16 protein-coding genes are annotated in these 15,315 nt (G+C 56.1%); 12 read left to right on the top strand and 4 right to left on the bottom strand.

Annotated features, from left to right (window positions below; translation table 11 throughout):
- Positions 1 to 67 precede the first annotated feature (67 nt).
- The 7 genes from cvpA to hisP all read left to right on the top strand — a co-directional run bounded on the left by cvpA (position 68) and on the right by hisP (position 6,229).
- Positions 68 to 556: a colicin V production protein gene (cvpA, locus tag ACL2XJ_RS26820; RefSeq protein WP_132927188.1), complete on the top strand. Its 489-nt coding sequence runs from the start codon at positions 68 to 70 to the stop codon at positions 554 to 556.
- 33 nt (positions 557 to 589) lie between these two features.
- Positions 590 to 2,107, top strand: coding sequence for an amidophosphoribosyltransferase (purF, locus tag ACL2XJ_RS26815; RefSeq protein WP_132927190.1), 1,518 nt, complete (start codon positions 590 to 592; stop codon positions 2,105 to 2,107).
- Positions 2,108 to 2,254: 147 nt separating this feature from the next.
- Positions 2,255 to 2,830 carry a UbiX family flavin prenyltransferase gene (locus tag ACL2XJ_RS26810; protein ID WP_132927192.1) on the top strand — a complete coding sequence of 192 codons (576 nt, stop codon included), beginning with the start codon at positions 2,255 to 2,257 and terminating at the stop codon, positions 2,828 to 2,830.
- 346 nt (positions 2,831 to 3,176) lie between these two features.
- On the top strand, positions 3,177 to 3,959 hold the full coding sequence (gene argT, locus ACL2XJ_RS26805) for a lysine/arginine/ornithine ABC transporter substrate-binding protein ArgT (RefSeq protein ID WP_132927194.1): 783 nt from the start codon (positions 3,177 to 3,179) through the stop codon (positions 3,957 to 3,959).
- Between the two features lie 76 nt (positions 3,960 to 4,035).
- The gene (locus ACL2XJ_RS26800) at positions 4,036 to 4,722 is read left to right on the top strand and encodes a histidine ABC transporter permease HisQ (RefSeq protein ID WP_413725126.1); all 687 of its coding nucleotides are present in this window, start codon (positions 4,036 to 4,038) and stop codon (positions 4,720 to 4,722) included.
- Positions 4,719 to 5,426, top strand: a complete 708-nt coding sequence (locus ACL2XJ_RS26795) for an ABC transporter permease (RefSeq protein ID WP_132927198.1) — start codon at positions 4,719 to 4,721, stop codon at positions 5,424 to 5,426. The genes ACL2XJ_RS26800 and ACL2XJ_RS26795 overlap by 4 nt, the downstream gene beginning before the upstream one ends.
- Positions 5,427 to 5,455: 29 nt before the next feature.
- Positions 5,456 to 6,229, top strand: a complete 774-nt coding sequence (gene hisP / locus ACL2XJ_RS26790) for a histidine ABC transporter ATP-binding protein HisP (RefSeq protein ID WP_132928068.1) — start codon at positions 5,456 to 5,458, stop codon at positions 6,227 to 6,229.
- A 16-nt stretch (positions 6,230 to 6,245) separates the two neighbouring features.
- Here hisP and ACL2XJ_RS26785 read toward each other — a convergent pair whose 3' ends face one another.
- Positions 6,246 to 7,151, bottom strand: a complete 906-nt coding sequence (locus ACL2XJ_RS26785) for a TIGR01777 family oxidoreductase (protein WP_413725125.1) — start codon at positions 7,149 to 7,151, stop codon at positions 6,246 to 6,248.
- A 183-nt stretch (positions 7,152 to 7,334) separates the two neighbouring features.
- Positions 7,335 to 7,961: a GSH-dependent disulfide bond oxidoreductase gene (yfcG, locus tag ACL2XJ_RS26780; protein ID WP_413725124.1), complete on the bottom strand. Its 627-nt coding sequence runs from the start codon at positions 7,959 to 7,961 to the stop codon at positions 7,335 to 7,337.
- A gap of 170 nt (positions 7,962 to 8,131) precedes the next feature.
- Between yfcG and yfcE the strand changes: the two genes are divergently transcribed.
- Both yfcE and yfcD read left to right on the top strand, forming a co-directional pair.
- The gene (gene yfcE / locus ACL2XJ_RS26775) at positions 8,132 to 8,683 is read left to right on the top strand and encodes a phosphodiesterase (RefSeq protein WP_132927204.1); all 552 of its coding nucleotides are present in this window, start codon (positions 8,132 to 8,134) and stop codon (positions 8,681 to 8,683) included.
- An 87-nt stretch (positions 8,684 to 8,770) separates the two neighbouring features.
- Entirely contained in the window at positions 8,771 to 9,343 is a 573-nt protein-coding gene (yfcD, locus tag ACL2XJ_RS26770) for an NUDIX hydrolase YfcD (RefSeq protein WP_413725123.1), read from the top strand.
- Between the two features lie 195 nt (positions 9,344 to 9,538).
- Here the strand turns inward: yfcD and pta are convergent, their stop codons facing one another.
- Both pta and ACL2XJ_RS26760 read right to left on the bottom strand, forming a co-directional pair.
- The gene (gene pta / locus ACL2XJ_RS26765) at positions 9,539 to 11,686 is read right to left on the bottom strand and encodes a phosphate acetyltransferase (protein WP_132927208.1); all 2,148 of its coding nucleotides are present in this window, start codon (positions 11,684 to 11,686) and stop codon (positions 9,539 to 9,541) included.
- A gap of 81 nt (positions 11,687 to 11,767) precedes the next feature.
- On the bottom strand, positions 11,768 to 12,970 hold the full coding sequence (locus ACL2XJ_RS26760; RefSeq protein WP_132927210.1) for an acetate kinase: 1,203 nt from the start codon (positions 12,968 to 12,970) through the stop codon (positions 11,768 to 11,770).
- Positions 12,971 to 13,324: 354 nt separating this feature from the next.
- On the opposite strand from ACL2XJ_RS26760, the gene yfbV reads away from it, so the two are divergent.
- The 3 genes from yfbV to ACL2XJ_RS26745 all read left to right on the top strand — a co-directional run bounded on the left by yfbV (position 13,325) and on the right by ACL2XJ_RS26745 (position 15,111).
- Complete coding sequence (yfbV, locus tag ACL2XJ_RS26755; protein ID WP_132927212.1) at positions 13,325 to 13,780, top strand: terminus macrodomain insulation protein YfbV; 456 nt, start codon at positions 13,325 to 13,327, stop codon at positions 13,778 to 13,780.
- A gap of 156 nt (positions 13,781 to 13,936) precedes the next feature.
- Positions 13,937 to 14,431, top strand: a complete 495-nt coding sequence (locus tag ACL2XJ_RS26750) for a YfbU family protein (RefSeq protein WP_132928069.1) — start codon at positions 13,937 to 13,939, stop codon at positions 14,429 to 14,431.
- A gap of 23 nt (positions 14,432 to 14,454) precedes the next feature.
- Positions 14,455 to 15,111 carry a sugar phosphatase gene (locus ACL2XJ_RS26745; RefSeq protein WP_132927214.1) on the top strand — a complete coding sequence of 219 codons (657 nt, stop codon included), beginning with the start codon at positions 14,455 to 14,457 and terminating at the stop codon, positions 15,109 to 15,111.
- Positions 15,112 to 15,315: the final 204 nt, after the last annotated feature.

The following is a 15,315-nucleotide window of genomic DNA, read 5'->3' as shown; positions in this document are numbered from 1 at the left end:
CGTTTTCGTTTTCTGATAGAATTCGCCGCGAACCAGTTGTCGGGGCGGATTATCATGGGATGTACGCATGACTTGGGTTGATTATGTCATCATCGGCATCATTGCCTTTTCAGCCTTGGTAAGCCTGATTCGCGGGTTTATCCGGGAAGCGTTATCGTTAATAACCTGGGGATGTGCTTTTTTTGTCGCCAGCCACTATTATGTATATCTCGCAGTCTATTTTACCCGCTTTGAAGATCAGCTTGTTCGCAACGGTATCGCGATTGCCCTGTTGTTCGTGGCGACCCTGATAGTCGGGGCAATCGTCAATTACGTGATTGGCTCTTTGGTGGAGCGGACCGGGTTATCCGGCACCGACCGGGTGCTGGGGGTGTGTTTCGGCGCACTCAGGGGCATCTTGATCGTCGCGGCGATCCTGTTCTTTCTGGACACCTTCACCGGCTTTGCCCAAAGCGCTGACTGGCATCAGTCGGAGCTGATACCGCAGTTCAGCGGTATCATCAGATGGTTTTTTGACTATCTGGCAAGCACGTCGAGTTTTTTACCGAAGCATTAATCGCTCCGGTAACGCTGATGAGGAAATGACTACATGTGCGGTATTGTCGGTATCGCCGGTTTTATGCCGGTCAACCAGTCGATTTATGACGCGTTAACGGTGCTTCAGCATCGTGGGCAGGACGCCGCGGGCATCGTCACCATCGATGCATTGAACTGCTTTCGTTTGCGCAAAGCCAACGGCCTGGTGAAAGACGTCTTTGAAGCCCGGCATATGCAACGGCTGCAAGGCAACATGGGCATCGGCCATGTCCGTTATCCCACGGCCGGCAGTTCCAGCGCTTCCGAAGCCCAGCCCTTTTATGTCAATTCCCCGTTCGGCATCACCCTGGCCCACAACGGCAACCTGACCAATGCCCATGAGCTGCGTACCAAGCTGTTCGATAAAGGGCGCCGGCATATCAATACCACGTCCGATTCGGAAATTCTGCTGAACATTTTCGCCAGCGAATTGGACCGGTTTCCGGATTATCCCCTGGAAGCGGACAATATCTTTGCCGCCGTGGCCGCGACCCATCAGCAGATCCGCGGCGCGTATGCCGTGGTGGGAATGATCATCGGCCACGGGCTGGTGGCGTTCCGCGATCCCAACGGCATCCGTCCGCTGGTGATCGGCAAACGCACCCTGGCCGACGGACGCAACGAATATATGGTGGCGTCGGAAAGCGTGGCGCTGGATACCCTGGGTTTTGAATTCCTGCGCGATGTGGCTCCTGGCGAAGCGGTGTACATCACCGAAAAAGGCCAGCTGTTTACCCGCCAGTGCGCTGAAAACCCGCAGAACCATCCCTGCCTGTTTGAATATGTATATTTCGCCCGCCCGGATTCTTTTATCGATAAAGTGTCCGTTTATAGCGCGCGGGTGCGCATGGGCCAGAAACTGGGTGAGAAAATCGCCCGCGAATGGGAAGATCTGGATATCGACGTGGTGATCCCGATTCCGGAAACGTCTTGCGATATCGCCCTTGAAATCGCCCGCATCCTGAATCTGCCCTATCGTCAGGGGTTTGTGAAAAACCGCTATGTCGGCCGGACGTTTATCATGCCGGGCCAGCAGGTTCGCCGCAAATCGGTGCGCCGCAAACTCAATGCCAATCGCGCCGAGTTCCGCGATAAGAATGTGCTGCTGGTGGATGACTCCATCGTCCGGGGCACCACCTCCGAGCAAATCGTGGAAATGGCGCGGGAGGCCGGGGCCCGAAACGTCTATCTGGCCTCCGCCGCGCCGGAAATCCGTTTTCCCAATGTCTACGGCATCGATATGCCCAGCGCCACCGAACTGATTGCCCACGGCCGCGAGGTGGATGAAATCCGCACGCTGATTGGCGCCGATGCGTTGATATTCCAGGATCTTAGCGACCTGGAACAGGCGGTGCGCGAGGATAACCCGGATATTGCGCAGTTTGAATCCTCGGTGTTCAACGGCATTTACGTCACCAAGGATGTGGATCAGCGCTATCTGGACTATCTGGAATCCTTGCGTAATGATGACGCCAAAGCGGTCCGGATGCAGAATGAAGTGGAAAATCTGGAAATGTATAACGAAGGTTGATCCACGCCTTCCCGGTGCATTGGCTTAAAGACTGCCCTACCATGCGGCATACCGTGCCGCCGGAGAGGGCAAAATTTCACGCACCCGGGCGGTTAAACGCTCCGGGTGTTTTTATTTAGGGCACACGCCATGGGGACAACTTCCGGTATGACGAAAAAACGACTGATTGTGGGCCTTACCGGGGCCAGCGGGGCAATCTATGGCGTACGGCTGCTGCAGGTGCTGAAATCGATTGAGGGTGTCGAGACCCATCTGGTGCTGAGCAACGCCGCGCGCCAGACTTTGGCGCTGGAAACCGATTATAGCGTGCGCGATCTGCAGGCCTTGGCTGACGAGGTGCACGACAGCCGCGATATCGCCGCCAGTATCAGTTCCGGTTCGTTTAAAACCGCCGGCATGGCGGTTCTGCCCTGCTCGATGAAAACCCTGTCCGCCATTGTCAACAGCTACACCGACGGCCTGTTGTCCAGGGCGGCGGACGTCGTATTAAAAGAACGCCGCACCCTGGTGCTCTGCGTGCGCGAAACTCCTTTGCATCTGGGCCACCTGCGCTTAATGACCGCCGCGGCGGAAATGGGGGCGGTAATCATGCCGCCGGTGCCGGCGTTCTATCACCGACCCTCTTCCCTGCAGGATATTATCGATCAAACGGTTAACCGGGTGCTGGATCAATTTGACATTGAGCTTCCCCACGACCTGTTTGCCCGCTGGCAGGGCTCCTGAACCGCCGGGCCAGCTGGCCGACGGTTCCATTTTACGGCCTTGGCTTTTGCCGAGGACGCTGCCTGATGGCGCGTTCTTATAACATTGCACCAATAATGATCATGCTGTGTATAATCATGGTGCAAAGTGTGATGTCTTTCTAGGCAATCCGGAACCGGCTTGCGCTATCCCCGGTCAGGATGCCGTCAAAAAGGAGACGGGAAGGTCTCTTTACGCCGCCCCGGCTAGGGCGGCTGCGGCGATGATTAAAATGGCACGGAAAGTGCAGTTAATCAGCCTGAAAAGCCTGGAAAAGCCTGAAAACATCACAGGGTCTATCTAATTAAAAAAATTCAGAGGGTAATGTATGAATAAGCTGGTTAAAGTTCTTCCTCTTATATTGGCAATGGCTTACGCCGGAAGCGTTTTCGCGGCGGTACCAAAAAGCATCAAGATAGGCACCGATCCCACCTATGCCCCGTTTGAATCCAAGGATTCCAGCGGTCAGTTGGTAGGGTTCGACATCGATTTGGCGAAAGAACTTTGTAAGCGTATCCAAACAAAGTGCACCTTTGTGGAAAGTGATTTCGATGCCTTGATTCCCTCCTTGAAAGCCAAAAAAATCGATGCCATCATCTCCTCGTTGTCCATTACCGAAAAACGCCAGCAGGAAATTGATTTTACCGACAAACTGTATGCCGCCGATGCGCGCCTGATTGCCAAAGCCGGCACCAATATCACCCCGACGCTGGATTCCCTGAAGGGTAAACGCGTGGGCGTATTGCAGGGTTCGACCCAGGAAGCGTACGCCAACGCCAACTGGCAGCCCAAAGGTATCGATGTGGTGGCCTACGCGAACCAGGATCTGATTTACGCCGATCTCGCCGCCGGCCGTATCGATGTAGCGTTCCAGGATGAAGTGGCCGCCAGCGAAGGCTTCTTGAAACAGCCCGCGGGCAAAGGCTATGTTTTTGCCGGTCCGTCGGTGAAAGACGATAAATTCTTTGGCGTGGGTACCGGTATGGGCTTGCGTAAAGATGAAACGGATCTGAAAGCCGCGTTGAATAAAGCTTTTGCCGATATGCGCAAAGACGGCACATACGACAAGTTTGCCAAGAAATACTTTGATTTCGACGTTTACGGCGGTTAATCCTGTCATACGCGGTATGCCCGCCAGCGCTGCGGGCATATCTGTTTTTATCCTCCGCCAGGACAGGATATGATCGATGTTTTATGGCTACGCACAACTTATTTTTAACGGTGCCCTGGTCACCCTCGAACTGGCGATAAGCTCCGTTTTGCTCTCGGTGGTTATCGGTCTTTTCGGCGCGGGGGCAAAGCTATCCCAAAGCCGTGTGCTGGCGGGCATCTTTGAAGGCTATACCACGCTTATCCGCGGCGTGCCCGATCTGGTGCTGATGCTGCTGATTTTCTACGGCCTGCAAATCGCCCTCAATAGCTTGACCGAGGCCGTGGGCATGGATCAGATCGATATCGATCCCATGTCGGCGGGCATCATCACCCTGGGCTTCATTTACGGTGCCTATTTCACCGAAACCTTCCGGGGCGCCTTCATGGCGGTGCCAAGAGGGCAAATCGAAGCGGCTACGGCCTTCGGCATGTCCAGCCGGCAAATTTTCCGCCGCATCATGTTTCCCGCCATGATGCGTTTTGCCTTGCCCGGCATCGGTAACAACTGGCAGGTTATCCTCAAAGCCACCGCCCTGGTGTCCCTGCTGGGCCTGGAAGACGTGGTGAAAACCACCCAACTGGCCGGTAAAGGCACTTTCCATCCGTTCTATTTCGCCATTGTGGCCGGCGTGGTGTATTTGATATTTACCACGTTGTCTAACGGGGTTTTGCTGTGGCTGACGCGCCGCTACTCCCACGGTGTTAAAAAGGCCGAACTATGATTGAGATTCTTCAACAATACGGCCATGCATTATTGTGGAGCGACGGCTATCGTTTCACCGGTCTGGCCATTACCCTTTGGCTACTGGTTTCTTCGGTGGTCATGGGGGGGATACTGGCGGTTTTTCTGGCGGTCGCGCGGGTATCGCCGCTGCCGTGGCTCCGGTTTCCGGTTTGGCTGTTTACCTATATCTTTCGCGGTACGCCGCTTTATGTACAGTTGCTGGTGTTCTATTCCGGCATGTACAGTCTGGACTTTATCCGCGGCACGGAGTTCCTCAATACGTTTTTTCGCAGCGGCCTGAACTGTACCGTCCTGGCCTTGACCCTCAATACCTGCGCCTATACCACGGAAATTTTCGCCGGATTTATCCGCGGCGTGCCCAGCGGCGAAATCGAGGCGGCCCGGGCCTATGGCTTTACCTGGTTCAAGCTCTATCGCTGCATCATTCTGCCTTCGGCCCTGCGTTCGGCCATTCCGGCGTACAGCAATGAAGTGATCCTGATGCTCCATTCCACGGCGCTGGCGTTTACCGCCACCGTGCCCGACGTGCTGAAAATCGCCCGGGATATCAATGCGGCGACTTACCAGCCGTTTTATGCGTTCGGCATTGCGGCGGTGATATATTTGATGATCTCTTTCGTGCTGATCGGGTTGTTCAAACAGGCGGAAAAACGCTGGTTGCGACACGTTAAGCCGCAATAATCCCTAAGGCGCTGACTATGGGTAACGATATGCAAGACACTAAGTTATTGATTCAAGAATTGCACAAGCGCTATGGGGATCAGGAAGTCCTCAAAGGGGTTTCCCTGGAAGCGCGGGCAGGGGATGTCATCAGCATTATCGGATCCTCCGGATCCGGTAAAAGCACGTTTTTACGCTGTATCAATTTCCTGGAAAAGCCCAGCGAAGGGTCTATCAGCGTCAATAACGTCGATATCCACATGGTGCGCGACCATGACGGCCAGCTCAAGGTTTTCGATAAAAAGCAGCTGCAGCTGCTGCGTACCCGCCTGACCATGGTGTTTCAGCATTTCAACCTGTGGAGCCACATGACGGTGCTGGAAAATGTCATGGAAGCGCCGGTGCAGGTGCTGGGCCTGAGCAAACGGGAAGCCCATGACCGGGCGGTCCGCTACCTGGATAAAGTGGGTATAGACGAGCGCGCCCGGGCGAAATATCCCATCAATCTCTCCGGCGGACAGCAGCAGCGGGTTTCCATTGCCCGCGCGCTGGCGATGGAGCCCGATGTACTGCTGTTTGACGAACCGACGTCCGCGCTCGATCCCGAACTGGTGGGGGAAGTCCTGCGCATCATGCAAAAACTGGCGGAGGAGGGTAAAACCATGGTGGTGGTGACCCATGAAATGGAATTTGCCCGGCACGTCTCCAGTCACGTGATTTTCCTGCATCAGGGGGTTATCGAAGAGGAGGGGCCGCCGGCCGAGGTGTTCGGTAATCCGAAAAGCCCGCGCCTGCAGCAGTTCCTTTCCGGCGCGCTGAAATAACGTCCCGGCGGCGCGGTTAGGCCGCCGAGGCGACGATCTCTTCGAGGGCGGCGCGCAGCTCGCTGTAGCGGAAGACAAACCCGGCCTGCTCCAAGCGTTTAGGCACGGCGCGCTGTCCCCCCAGTACCAGGGTCGCGCCTTCTCCCAGCAGCAGTTTCACCGCTCTCGCCGGCGCGCGCATCACCGCAGGCCGGTGCAATACCTCGCCAAGCGTCGCGGCAAACTGTTCGTTATGCACCGGATAGGGGGATACCAGGTTAAACGGACCCCGCAGATTATCCGTGGTGAGCAAAAACAGCAGGGCATTGACCATATCCTCGATATGAATCCAGGATAAAAATTGGCGTCCGTCGCCCACCGGCCCCCCCAGCCCCATTTTAAACAGCGGCAACAGTTTGCTCAGCATGCCGCCGTCATGAGCCAGCACCACGCCGGTGCGCGACAGGCACACCCGGGTTTTGTCGCTTTGCGCCGCCAGCGCCAGGGCCTCCCAGCGTTCGCACAGGGTATGGGAGAACTCATCCGCCGGCGGCTCGTCTTCGGTGACCAGTATTTGATCCTGATTGCCGTAATAGCCGGCGGCGGACCCGGAGATAAAGACCGCGGGCGGATTATCGCTTTGGTTTATCAACTGGCTGAGCCGCTCGGTAATATCCCAGCGGCTGCGGCACAGCAGGTCCTTTTGTTCCGGGGTCCAGCGTTTTTCCGCAATGGACTCGCCGGCCAGATTGATAACCGCATCGAATTCATCCAGGTTGCCGCAGGACGTAAGGGAAGTAAGCGTGGTAATATGCGAGCCCAGTTTTTGATGGGCGCGGGGCGCATCGCGGGTCAACACCGTAATCCGATGTGATAACGCCAGCAGTCTGACTATCAGATGCCGCCCGATCAATCCGGTTCCTCCGGTAATCAATATCTTCATCTTCGCTCTCCTGTCGCACCGGTGCTGCCATACCGTTATGGTTCAATCATAGGACATATTGCGGCAGAAATGAGTGCTTCGTCACCGCTAATTGAGAATTTAGCGACTGCCCGGCGGGAAAAAGCGACCGCCGATCAGGTAAATGACGCGTTCCGGCAGGGGACGAAACGCGAGGGAGATGTTTTATCTGGTTGCAAGCCGGTACGCCCGTTCCACCGCGGGGCGGGATTTGATAAGGTCGAACCAGCGCCGCACCGCAGGATAGTCCGCCAGATCGATGCGCTGACGCTGATGGGACGCCGTCCAGGGATAGGTGGCGATATCGGCTATGCTGTAGTGCTCGCCGGCGAGGTAGGGATGTTGCTGCAACTGCCGGTTGAGAACACCATACAGCCGCGCGGTTTCCACCTGGTAACGTTCAATGGCATAGGGCACCGGCTTGGGGGCGAAGTGATTGAAATGGTGGTTTTGCCCCAGCATCGGACCGAATCCCGCCGCTTGCCAGAACAGCCACTGCAGAGTGGATTGCCGCTCCCGAAGATCCTTTGACAGCAATAAGCCGCTTTTTTCCGCCAGATAAAGCAAAATGGCGCCGGATTCAAACAGGCTCAGCGGCTCGCCGCCGTCGGCGGGATCACGGTCCACAATGGCCGGAATCTTGTTGTTGGGGGATATGGCGAGAAATGCCGGGGAAAACTGTTCATTTGCCGAGATATTGATGGGGTGAATCTGATAAGGCAGGCCGGTTTCTTCTAAAAAAAGGGTGATTTTATGGCCGTTAGGGGTAGGGGCGTAATACAGGTCAATCATATTTCCTCCTTGTCGCCGTGTATTGACATCAACGCTAGACACTCTAAAACAAATATCCCTGGAACGCATCCTAAAGGCATTCACAACCGAATCGTTACCCGGTCCGAGAAGTTTGTTAAGCTAGGCCATAATAACTGTCTTGTCCTGTCATCAAGCGTGAGGAGAGGTAAATGAAACTGCTGTTCGCCGCCGATATACACGGTTCCCTGGCCGGCGCCAGGCAAATGCTGGCCGCCTATGACGCCAGCCGAGCCGATTGGCTGATACTGCTGGGGGATCTGCTTTATCACGGCCCGCGCAACGCGCTGCCGCAAGAGTATCGCCCGGCGGATGTGGCTGCCCTGTTGAATAATTACTCTGACCGGATTATCGCGGTCCGCGGCAATTGCGACAGCGAAGTCGACCAGATGCTGCTGAACTTCCCCATTACCGCTCCATGGCAGCAGGTGTTGCTGGAGCGGACCCGGCTGTTTTTAACCCATGGCCATTTGTATAATCCCGACGCCCGTCCGCCGATGCGCCAGGGCGATGTACTGGCCTACGGCCATACCCATATTCCCCAGGCCGCAGAAGCCGAAGGGATAATCTGCTTTAATCCCGGGTCGGTAAGTTTGCCCAAGGGCGGCTTTCCCCCCAGCTACGGCCTGCTGGAAAACGGCACTTTGCGGGTAGTTTCATTGGAAACGAGCGAAACTATTGCGCAAGTCGCGATTAACCACTAATTTATGACGGATCTCGGTAGGATTTTTTTTCAAATTTTTACAAAAGGTGCGCGGCTCTTCCGCGTCTTATAACAAGGGATTCGAAAGATGGTGCAACAGAGTCAGGCTGCGGGTATTGAATGGGTTGACATCGTCAACGAAGAGAATGAGGTCATTGCCCAGGCCAGCCGTCAGCAGATGCGCGCCGAACGCCTGCGCCATCGTGCCAGCTATATCGTGGTTCATGACGGCGCCGGCAATATCCTGGTGCAGCGCCGTACCGAGACCAAGGATTTCTACCCCGGTTATCTTGACGCCACCGCCGGCGGCGTGGTGCAAAGCGGCGAGAATATGCTGGAATCGGCCCGCCGCGAAGCGGAGGAAGAACTGGGCATCGCCGGCGTTCCTTTTGCCGAGCACGGCGTATTCTACTTTGAAAACGAGCATTGCCGGGTATGGGGCGCGCTGTTCAGCTGCGTTTCCCATGGTCCTTTCGCCCTGCAGGCCGAGGAAGTGGAAGCGGTGAAATGGCTGCGTCCGGAAGAGATCACCGCCCGCTGCGATGAGTTTACCCCAGACTCGCTCAAAGCCCTTTCCCTGTGGATGAGCCGCAATAACCAGCAAAGCCACGGCAAGCCCCTCACCCCTTCCCCGACGCAGGAAAGGCCCGCCGACCAATAACCGTCGCCGATCGCGCAGCGAACCTGTAAAAGGGAGAGCGTGCTGATGGGGTCGAGGCGGGCGTGGTTTTACCGCCCGCCGGAGCGCCCCACAGCGCGGTAGGCCCGCAATCGCCGATCGCGCAGCGAACCTGTTGAGGGAACGCCCGGCAAAAAAAAGCCGGCTTGCGCCGGCATCATGTCATGGCAACTGCGTTTACTTGCCTTCAGCCTGTTTTGACTGAATGGCGGTCAGGGCGACGGTATAAACGATATCGTCCACCAGGGCGCCGCGGGACAGATCGTTCACCGGCTTGCGCATGCCTTGCAGCATCGGCCCGATGGAGATAAGGTCGGCGGAACGCTGAACCGCTTTGTAGGTAGTGTTGCCGGTGTTCAAATCCGGGAAGATGAACACGGTGGCTTTACCGGCTACCGGCGAATTCGGCGCCTTGGACAGCGCCACATCGGCCATAATGGCCGCATCGTACTGCAGCGGACCGTCGATCACCAGATCAGGACGTTTTTCCTTGGCCAGACGGGTGGCTTCGCGCACTTTTTCCACATCGCTGCCGGCGCCGGAGGTGCCGGTGGAGTAGGAAATCATCGCCACGCGGGGTTCGATACCGAAAGCGGCGGCGGAGTCGGCGGACTGAATGGCGATTTCAGCCAGTTGTTCCGCGGTGGGATCCGGGTTGATGGCGCAGTCGCCGTAAACCAGAACCTGTTCCGGCAGCAGCATAAAGAACACCGAGGATACCAGCGAACTGCCCGGGGCGGTCTTGATCAACTGCAGCGGCGGACGAATGGTGTTGGCGGTGGTATGGACCGCGCCGGAAACCAGCCCGTCCACTTCCCCCTGTTCCAACATCAGGGTGCCCAGCACAACGTTGTCTTCCAACTGTTCGCGCGCTACCACTTCAGTCATGCCTTTGCTCTTGCGCAGCTCAACCAGACGCGGCACATAACGCTCACGGGCGACTTCCGGATCGATGATTTCGATGCCCTTGCCCAGTTCCACGCCCTGCACGGCGGCCACGCGATGGATTTCATCCGGGTTACCCAGCAACACGCAGTGAGCAATACCGCGTTCGGCACAAATGGCTGCGGCTTTGATGGTGCGGGGTTCATCCCCTTCCGGCATCACGATACGTTTGCCGGCCGCGCGGGCCAGTTCGGTAAGCTGATAGCGGAAAGCAGGCGGTGACAGGCGGCGTGAGCGTTCGGAGCTGGCGGTCAGGGATTCTATCCACGTATTGTCGATATGGCCGGCCACGTAGTTAGCCACTTTTTCCACACGGCTATGGTCGTCAGCGGGGACTTCCAGGCTAAAGCTTTGCAGATTAAGGGACGTCTGCCAAGTATTGGTATTGACCTTGAACATCGGCAAGCCGGTCTGGAATGCGCGTTCGCACAGGCTGTTGATGGTGGGATCGATTGTATAGCCCCCGGTCAGCAGGATGGCGCCCAGTTCCACACCGTTCATGGCCGCCAGACAGGCCGCAACCAGGACATCGGGACGGTCGGCGGAGGTCACCAGCAGCGAACCCGGACGGAAATGTTCCAGCATATTCGGCAGGCTGCGGGCGCAGAACGTTACTGATTTGACGCGGCGGGTCTGGATATCCCCTGCATGGATAATGGTGGCGCCCAGATGCTTGGCCATATCAATGGCGCGCACGGCGATCAGTTCAAAACTCCAGGGTACGACGCCCAGTATCGGTAAAGGAGTGTTGTCGAACAGCTGCTTGACATCGATATTGGTGACGCTGGCCTTGCTGGAGTCGTCGAATATTTCGGACAAATCAGGACGGGTCCGGCCCTGTTCGTCCACCGGCGCGTTCAGCTTGTTGACGATAACGCCGATGATGTTTTTATTCTTGCTGCCGCCGAAGCTGGAACGGGCCAGTTCAATCCGTTCTTTCAGCTGATCGGGAGAATCATTGCCCAATGACAGCACAAAAACGATTTCCGCATTCAGGGTCTTGGCGATTTCATAGTTCAGCGCGTTGGCGAACTGATGCTTGCGGGTCGGGACCAGCCCTTCCACCAGCACCACTTCCGCATCTTTGGTATTGTCATGATAGCGGGCAATGATCTCTTCCATCAGCACATCCTGCTGATTGGAGCCCAGCAGCGATTCCACATGGCTCATCCGCAGCGGTTCTGCGGAGGGAATGGTGGAATTGGCGCGGATGATATTGGTCGTGGCATCAAGTGCATCGTCACCGGACCGGGGCTGTGAGATCGGTTTGAAGACACTGAGTCGCACGCCTTTTTGTTCCATGGCGCGAATGACACCCAGGCTGATGCTTGTCAGTCCGACACTGGTGCCGGTGGGAATCAACATGATTGTACGGGACACGGCTAAACCTCTTTTATACGGTTGCTCGTTGGTCAAACAAGTGTTCCGCCGGGTAAGGCCTGCGGCGGAACGGTGAAATCATTACGCGGTCAGACGGGCGGCATCCTGGGCGATGACCAACTCTTCATTGGTCGGGATTACGATGGCCGGACGGCTGGTATCGGTGGTGATAATGCCGCTGTTGCCGAAACGGGCGGCCTCGTTGCGTTTTTGGTCGATTTCAAAGCCCAGCAGCGACAGTTTCTTAAGGGTCAGCTCGCGGACCATCGCCGCGTTTTCACCGATGCCGCCGGTGAAGATAATCGCATCGAGACGGCCGTCCATCAGCGCGGTATAAGAGCCGATGTATTTCGCCAGCCGATGGCAGAACACGTCCATGGCACGCTTGGCTTCCGGTTTAGCGGCGTAATTATCGATGACCCAGCGCATATCGCTGGTTTCGCCGGTCAGGCCCAGCAGGCCGGATTCCTTGGTGAGCATATGGTCGATTTGATCAACCGACATCCCCATGGCATTATGCAGATAGAACATAATGGCGGGATCGATATCGCCGCTGCGGGTGCCCATCACCAGGCCTTCCAGCGGAGTCAGTCCCATGGAGGTATCCACGCTTTCGCCATTGCGCACCGCGGTGATCGAACCGCCGTTGCCCAGGTGACAGGTGATAAGGTTAACCGCCGACATTGGCTTGCCCAGGAATTTGGCCGCTTCGCGGGTCACATAAAAGTGGCTGGTGCCGTGGGCGCCGTAGCGGCGAATGCCGTGTTCCTTATAGATGGAATACGGCAGGGCATAAAGATAGGCTTCTTCCGGCATGGTTTGATGGAACGCGGTATCAAAAACCGCCACGTTTTTCTTCGCCAGTTTCGGAAAGTTCTTCTGTGCTTCGTTAATGCCGATGATATGGGCGGGGTTATGCAGCGGCGCAAACGGGATGGAATCCTTGATTGCCTGCAACACCGCGTCCGTGATGACGGCGGAACTGGTATATTTTTCGCCGACATTGACGACGCGATGGCCGATGGCGGTGATTTGTGCCGATAATTCTGGTTTTTGCGCCAGAATTGTATTAACTATAAAGCGTAATGCTTCGCTGTGTGCGGCACGGTCGCCCAATTCAGCTTCGTGTTTGGCGCCGTCCATCTTCCACTTGATGCGCGCTTCCGGCAGGTTGAAGCACTCAGCGAGGCCGGAAAGGAATTCTTCACCGCTTGCAGCATCGATAATGGCAAATTTAAGGGATGAACTGCCACAGTTAAGAACCAGTACTAGCTTACTCGACATGGAAGTACCTATGTATTGTGCATGGTTAATAAATCATCAATCAGTCTTAAAGCGTAGCGCATTAGCCCATTGAGATTTATGATTAACATCATGCCAAAGGTCATTTTTTTGACATGAAATCGAAAATAGTTGAAGTTAATCAATTTTTTTTGAAACGTAATTTTACCTATTCCCTCGCCGCCGTCGGCGGAGGATACTGAAAGCCTGCAGTCCGGGGCCGGTTTATCCCGCCGCGAGACGGCAACAAGGATAACGACTGCCGGCAGCAAAGACAAAATATATTTAAATGTTCTAAAATTATCTTGTGTTTTTGCACAAAAAATTTAATTTTTATTCGTAAAGTTGAGGTCCGCTATGGCGACAATCCCCTCCGGTTCGGTAAGCTGGTATAAAATCTTCCAGCGCGGACAAGACTATATGAAAACCTGGCCGACCGACAAACGCCTGGCGCCGCTTTTTCCGGAAAATCGTATGATCACCGCCACCCGTTTCGCCGTGCGTTTTATGCCGGCGGTGGCCGTCTTCACGCTAAGCTGGCAAATCGCCCTCGGCGGACAGCTCGGTCCGGCGGTGGCGACGGCCGTTTTCGCCTGCAGCCTGCCGATGCAAGGGCTCTGGTGGCTGGGCAAGCGCTCGGTCACGCCGCTGCCGCCGACCCTGCTGCACTGGTTCCACGAAGTGCGCCACCAGCTTACCGAGGCAGGGCAGGCCATGGCGCCGGTGGAAGGCGCGCCCACCTATCAGATGCTGGCGGATGTTCTCAAACGCGCCTTCAAGCTGCTCGACAAAGCTTTTTTAGACGATTTATAACCTCGTGCCCGCTTCTTGTTACAGCGGGCCGATATTTCATCATCGGCTGTCTTAAATCAAAAAAGCGCCGGCTTCCGATACCGTCGCCGCCAGCATTATGACATGCTAACGACGGGATAGTTTAGGCGATTCAAGATACAAAATCAGGAGTGGATGATGGAGATGACAAACGCCCAGCGGCTTATTCTGTCGAACCAGTATAAAATCATGATCATGCTGGATCCGGATAATGCCGAGCGTTACCGCCGCCAGCAGACCATTGTGGAGCGCGGATACGGCTTGCAGATGGCCGAACTGGATCGGGATTTCGGTCAGTTAAGCGAAGATGTCTGCCGCACGATTATCGATATTATGGAAATGCATCACGCCCTGCAGGTGTCCTGGGGCAATCTGAAGGATCGCCAGGATATTGATGAACGGCGTTTATCATTCCTGGGTTTCGATGCCGCCACGGAATCCCGTTACCTGGCCTATGTTCGTTTTATGGTCTTTACCGAAGGGCGCTACACCCACTTCGATTCCGGCACGCACGGATTTAATGCCCAGACCAAAATGTGGGATAAATACCTGCGCATGCTCGCCGTTTGGCAATCCTGCCCGCGTCAATACCATTTGAGCGCGGTTGAAATTACGCAAATCATCAATGCCTGACGGCTTAATCCGGAGATATGCCAGTGCTTTGTAGAGGTTTTTTGTTTGACCTTGATGGAACCTTGATTGATTCATTACCGGTGGTGGAGTTAGCCTGGAGTAACTGGGCCAAAAGCAAAGGCGTTTCCGTTAAGGACGTATTTGACTTTATCCATGGGAAACAGGCGATTACCTCATTGCGTCATTTTATGCCGGGTGCCAGTGAGGAGACGCTGCGGGCTGAATTCCTCGCCCTGGAAAAATTTGAAGCGGAGTGTATCGACGGCGTGACGGCGTTGCCTGGCGCGGTGGCGCTGCTCAACCGCCTGAATGAATTGGATATTCCCTGGGCCATCGTGACATCGGGAACGATGCCGGTGGCCTCCGCCCGCATCCGGGCCGGCAATCTGCCGGCGCCGGCGGTATTGATTACCGCCGAGCAGGTGGCGCGGGGCAAGCCTCAGCCGGACGCCTATCTGCTGGGGGCGGAAAAGCTGGGGTTCGCGCCCCGTGAATGCATCGTGGTGGAAGACGCCATCGCCGGCATCCAGGCCGCGCTGGCCGCCGGTTGTCCGGTGATTGCGGTTAACCCGCCGGCCCAAACGCCGCAAAAGGATGCCGTGGGCATGCTGCTCACTTCCCTGGAGCAGCTGCGAATCGAGCGGGAAGCCGGCGGCGCCAGGGTCAGTCTCATTGCTTGACGAAATCCCCGTCCGCGGCATGGGGTCGAGCCAACCGAGGGCTCCACGGCGCGCTAGGCCCGCGATCGCCGATCGTGCAACGACGTGTTAAAGGGAGAGCGCGCCAATGAGGTCGAATCGGCCATTTTTGGCCGACCGAGCGCCTCATGGCACGCTAGGCCCGCGTTCACCGATCGTGCAACGATGTGTTAAAGGGAGAGCGTG

Source organism: Sodalis sp. RH16 (genome assembly GCF_047324245.1).
GTDB lineage: Bacteria > Pseudomonadota > Gammaproteobacteria > Enterobacterales > Enterobacteriaceae > Acerihabitans > Acerihabitans ligni.
Note: the sequence above shows the minus strand (reverse complement) of the source record. Positions and strands in the feature narration are given on the sequence as shown.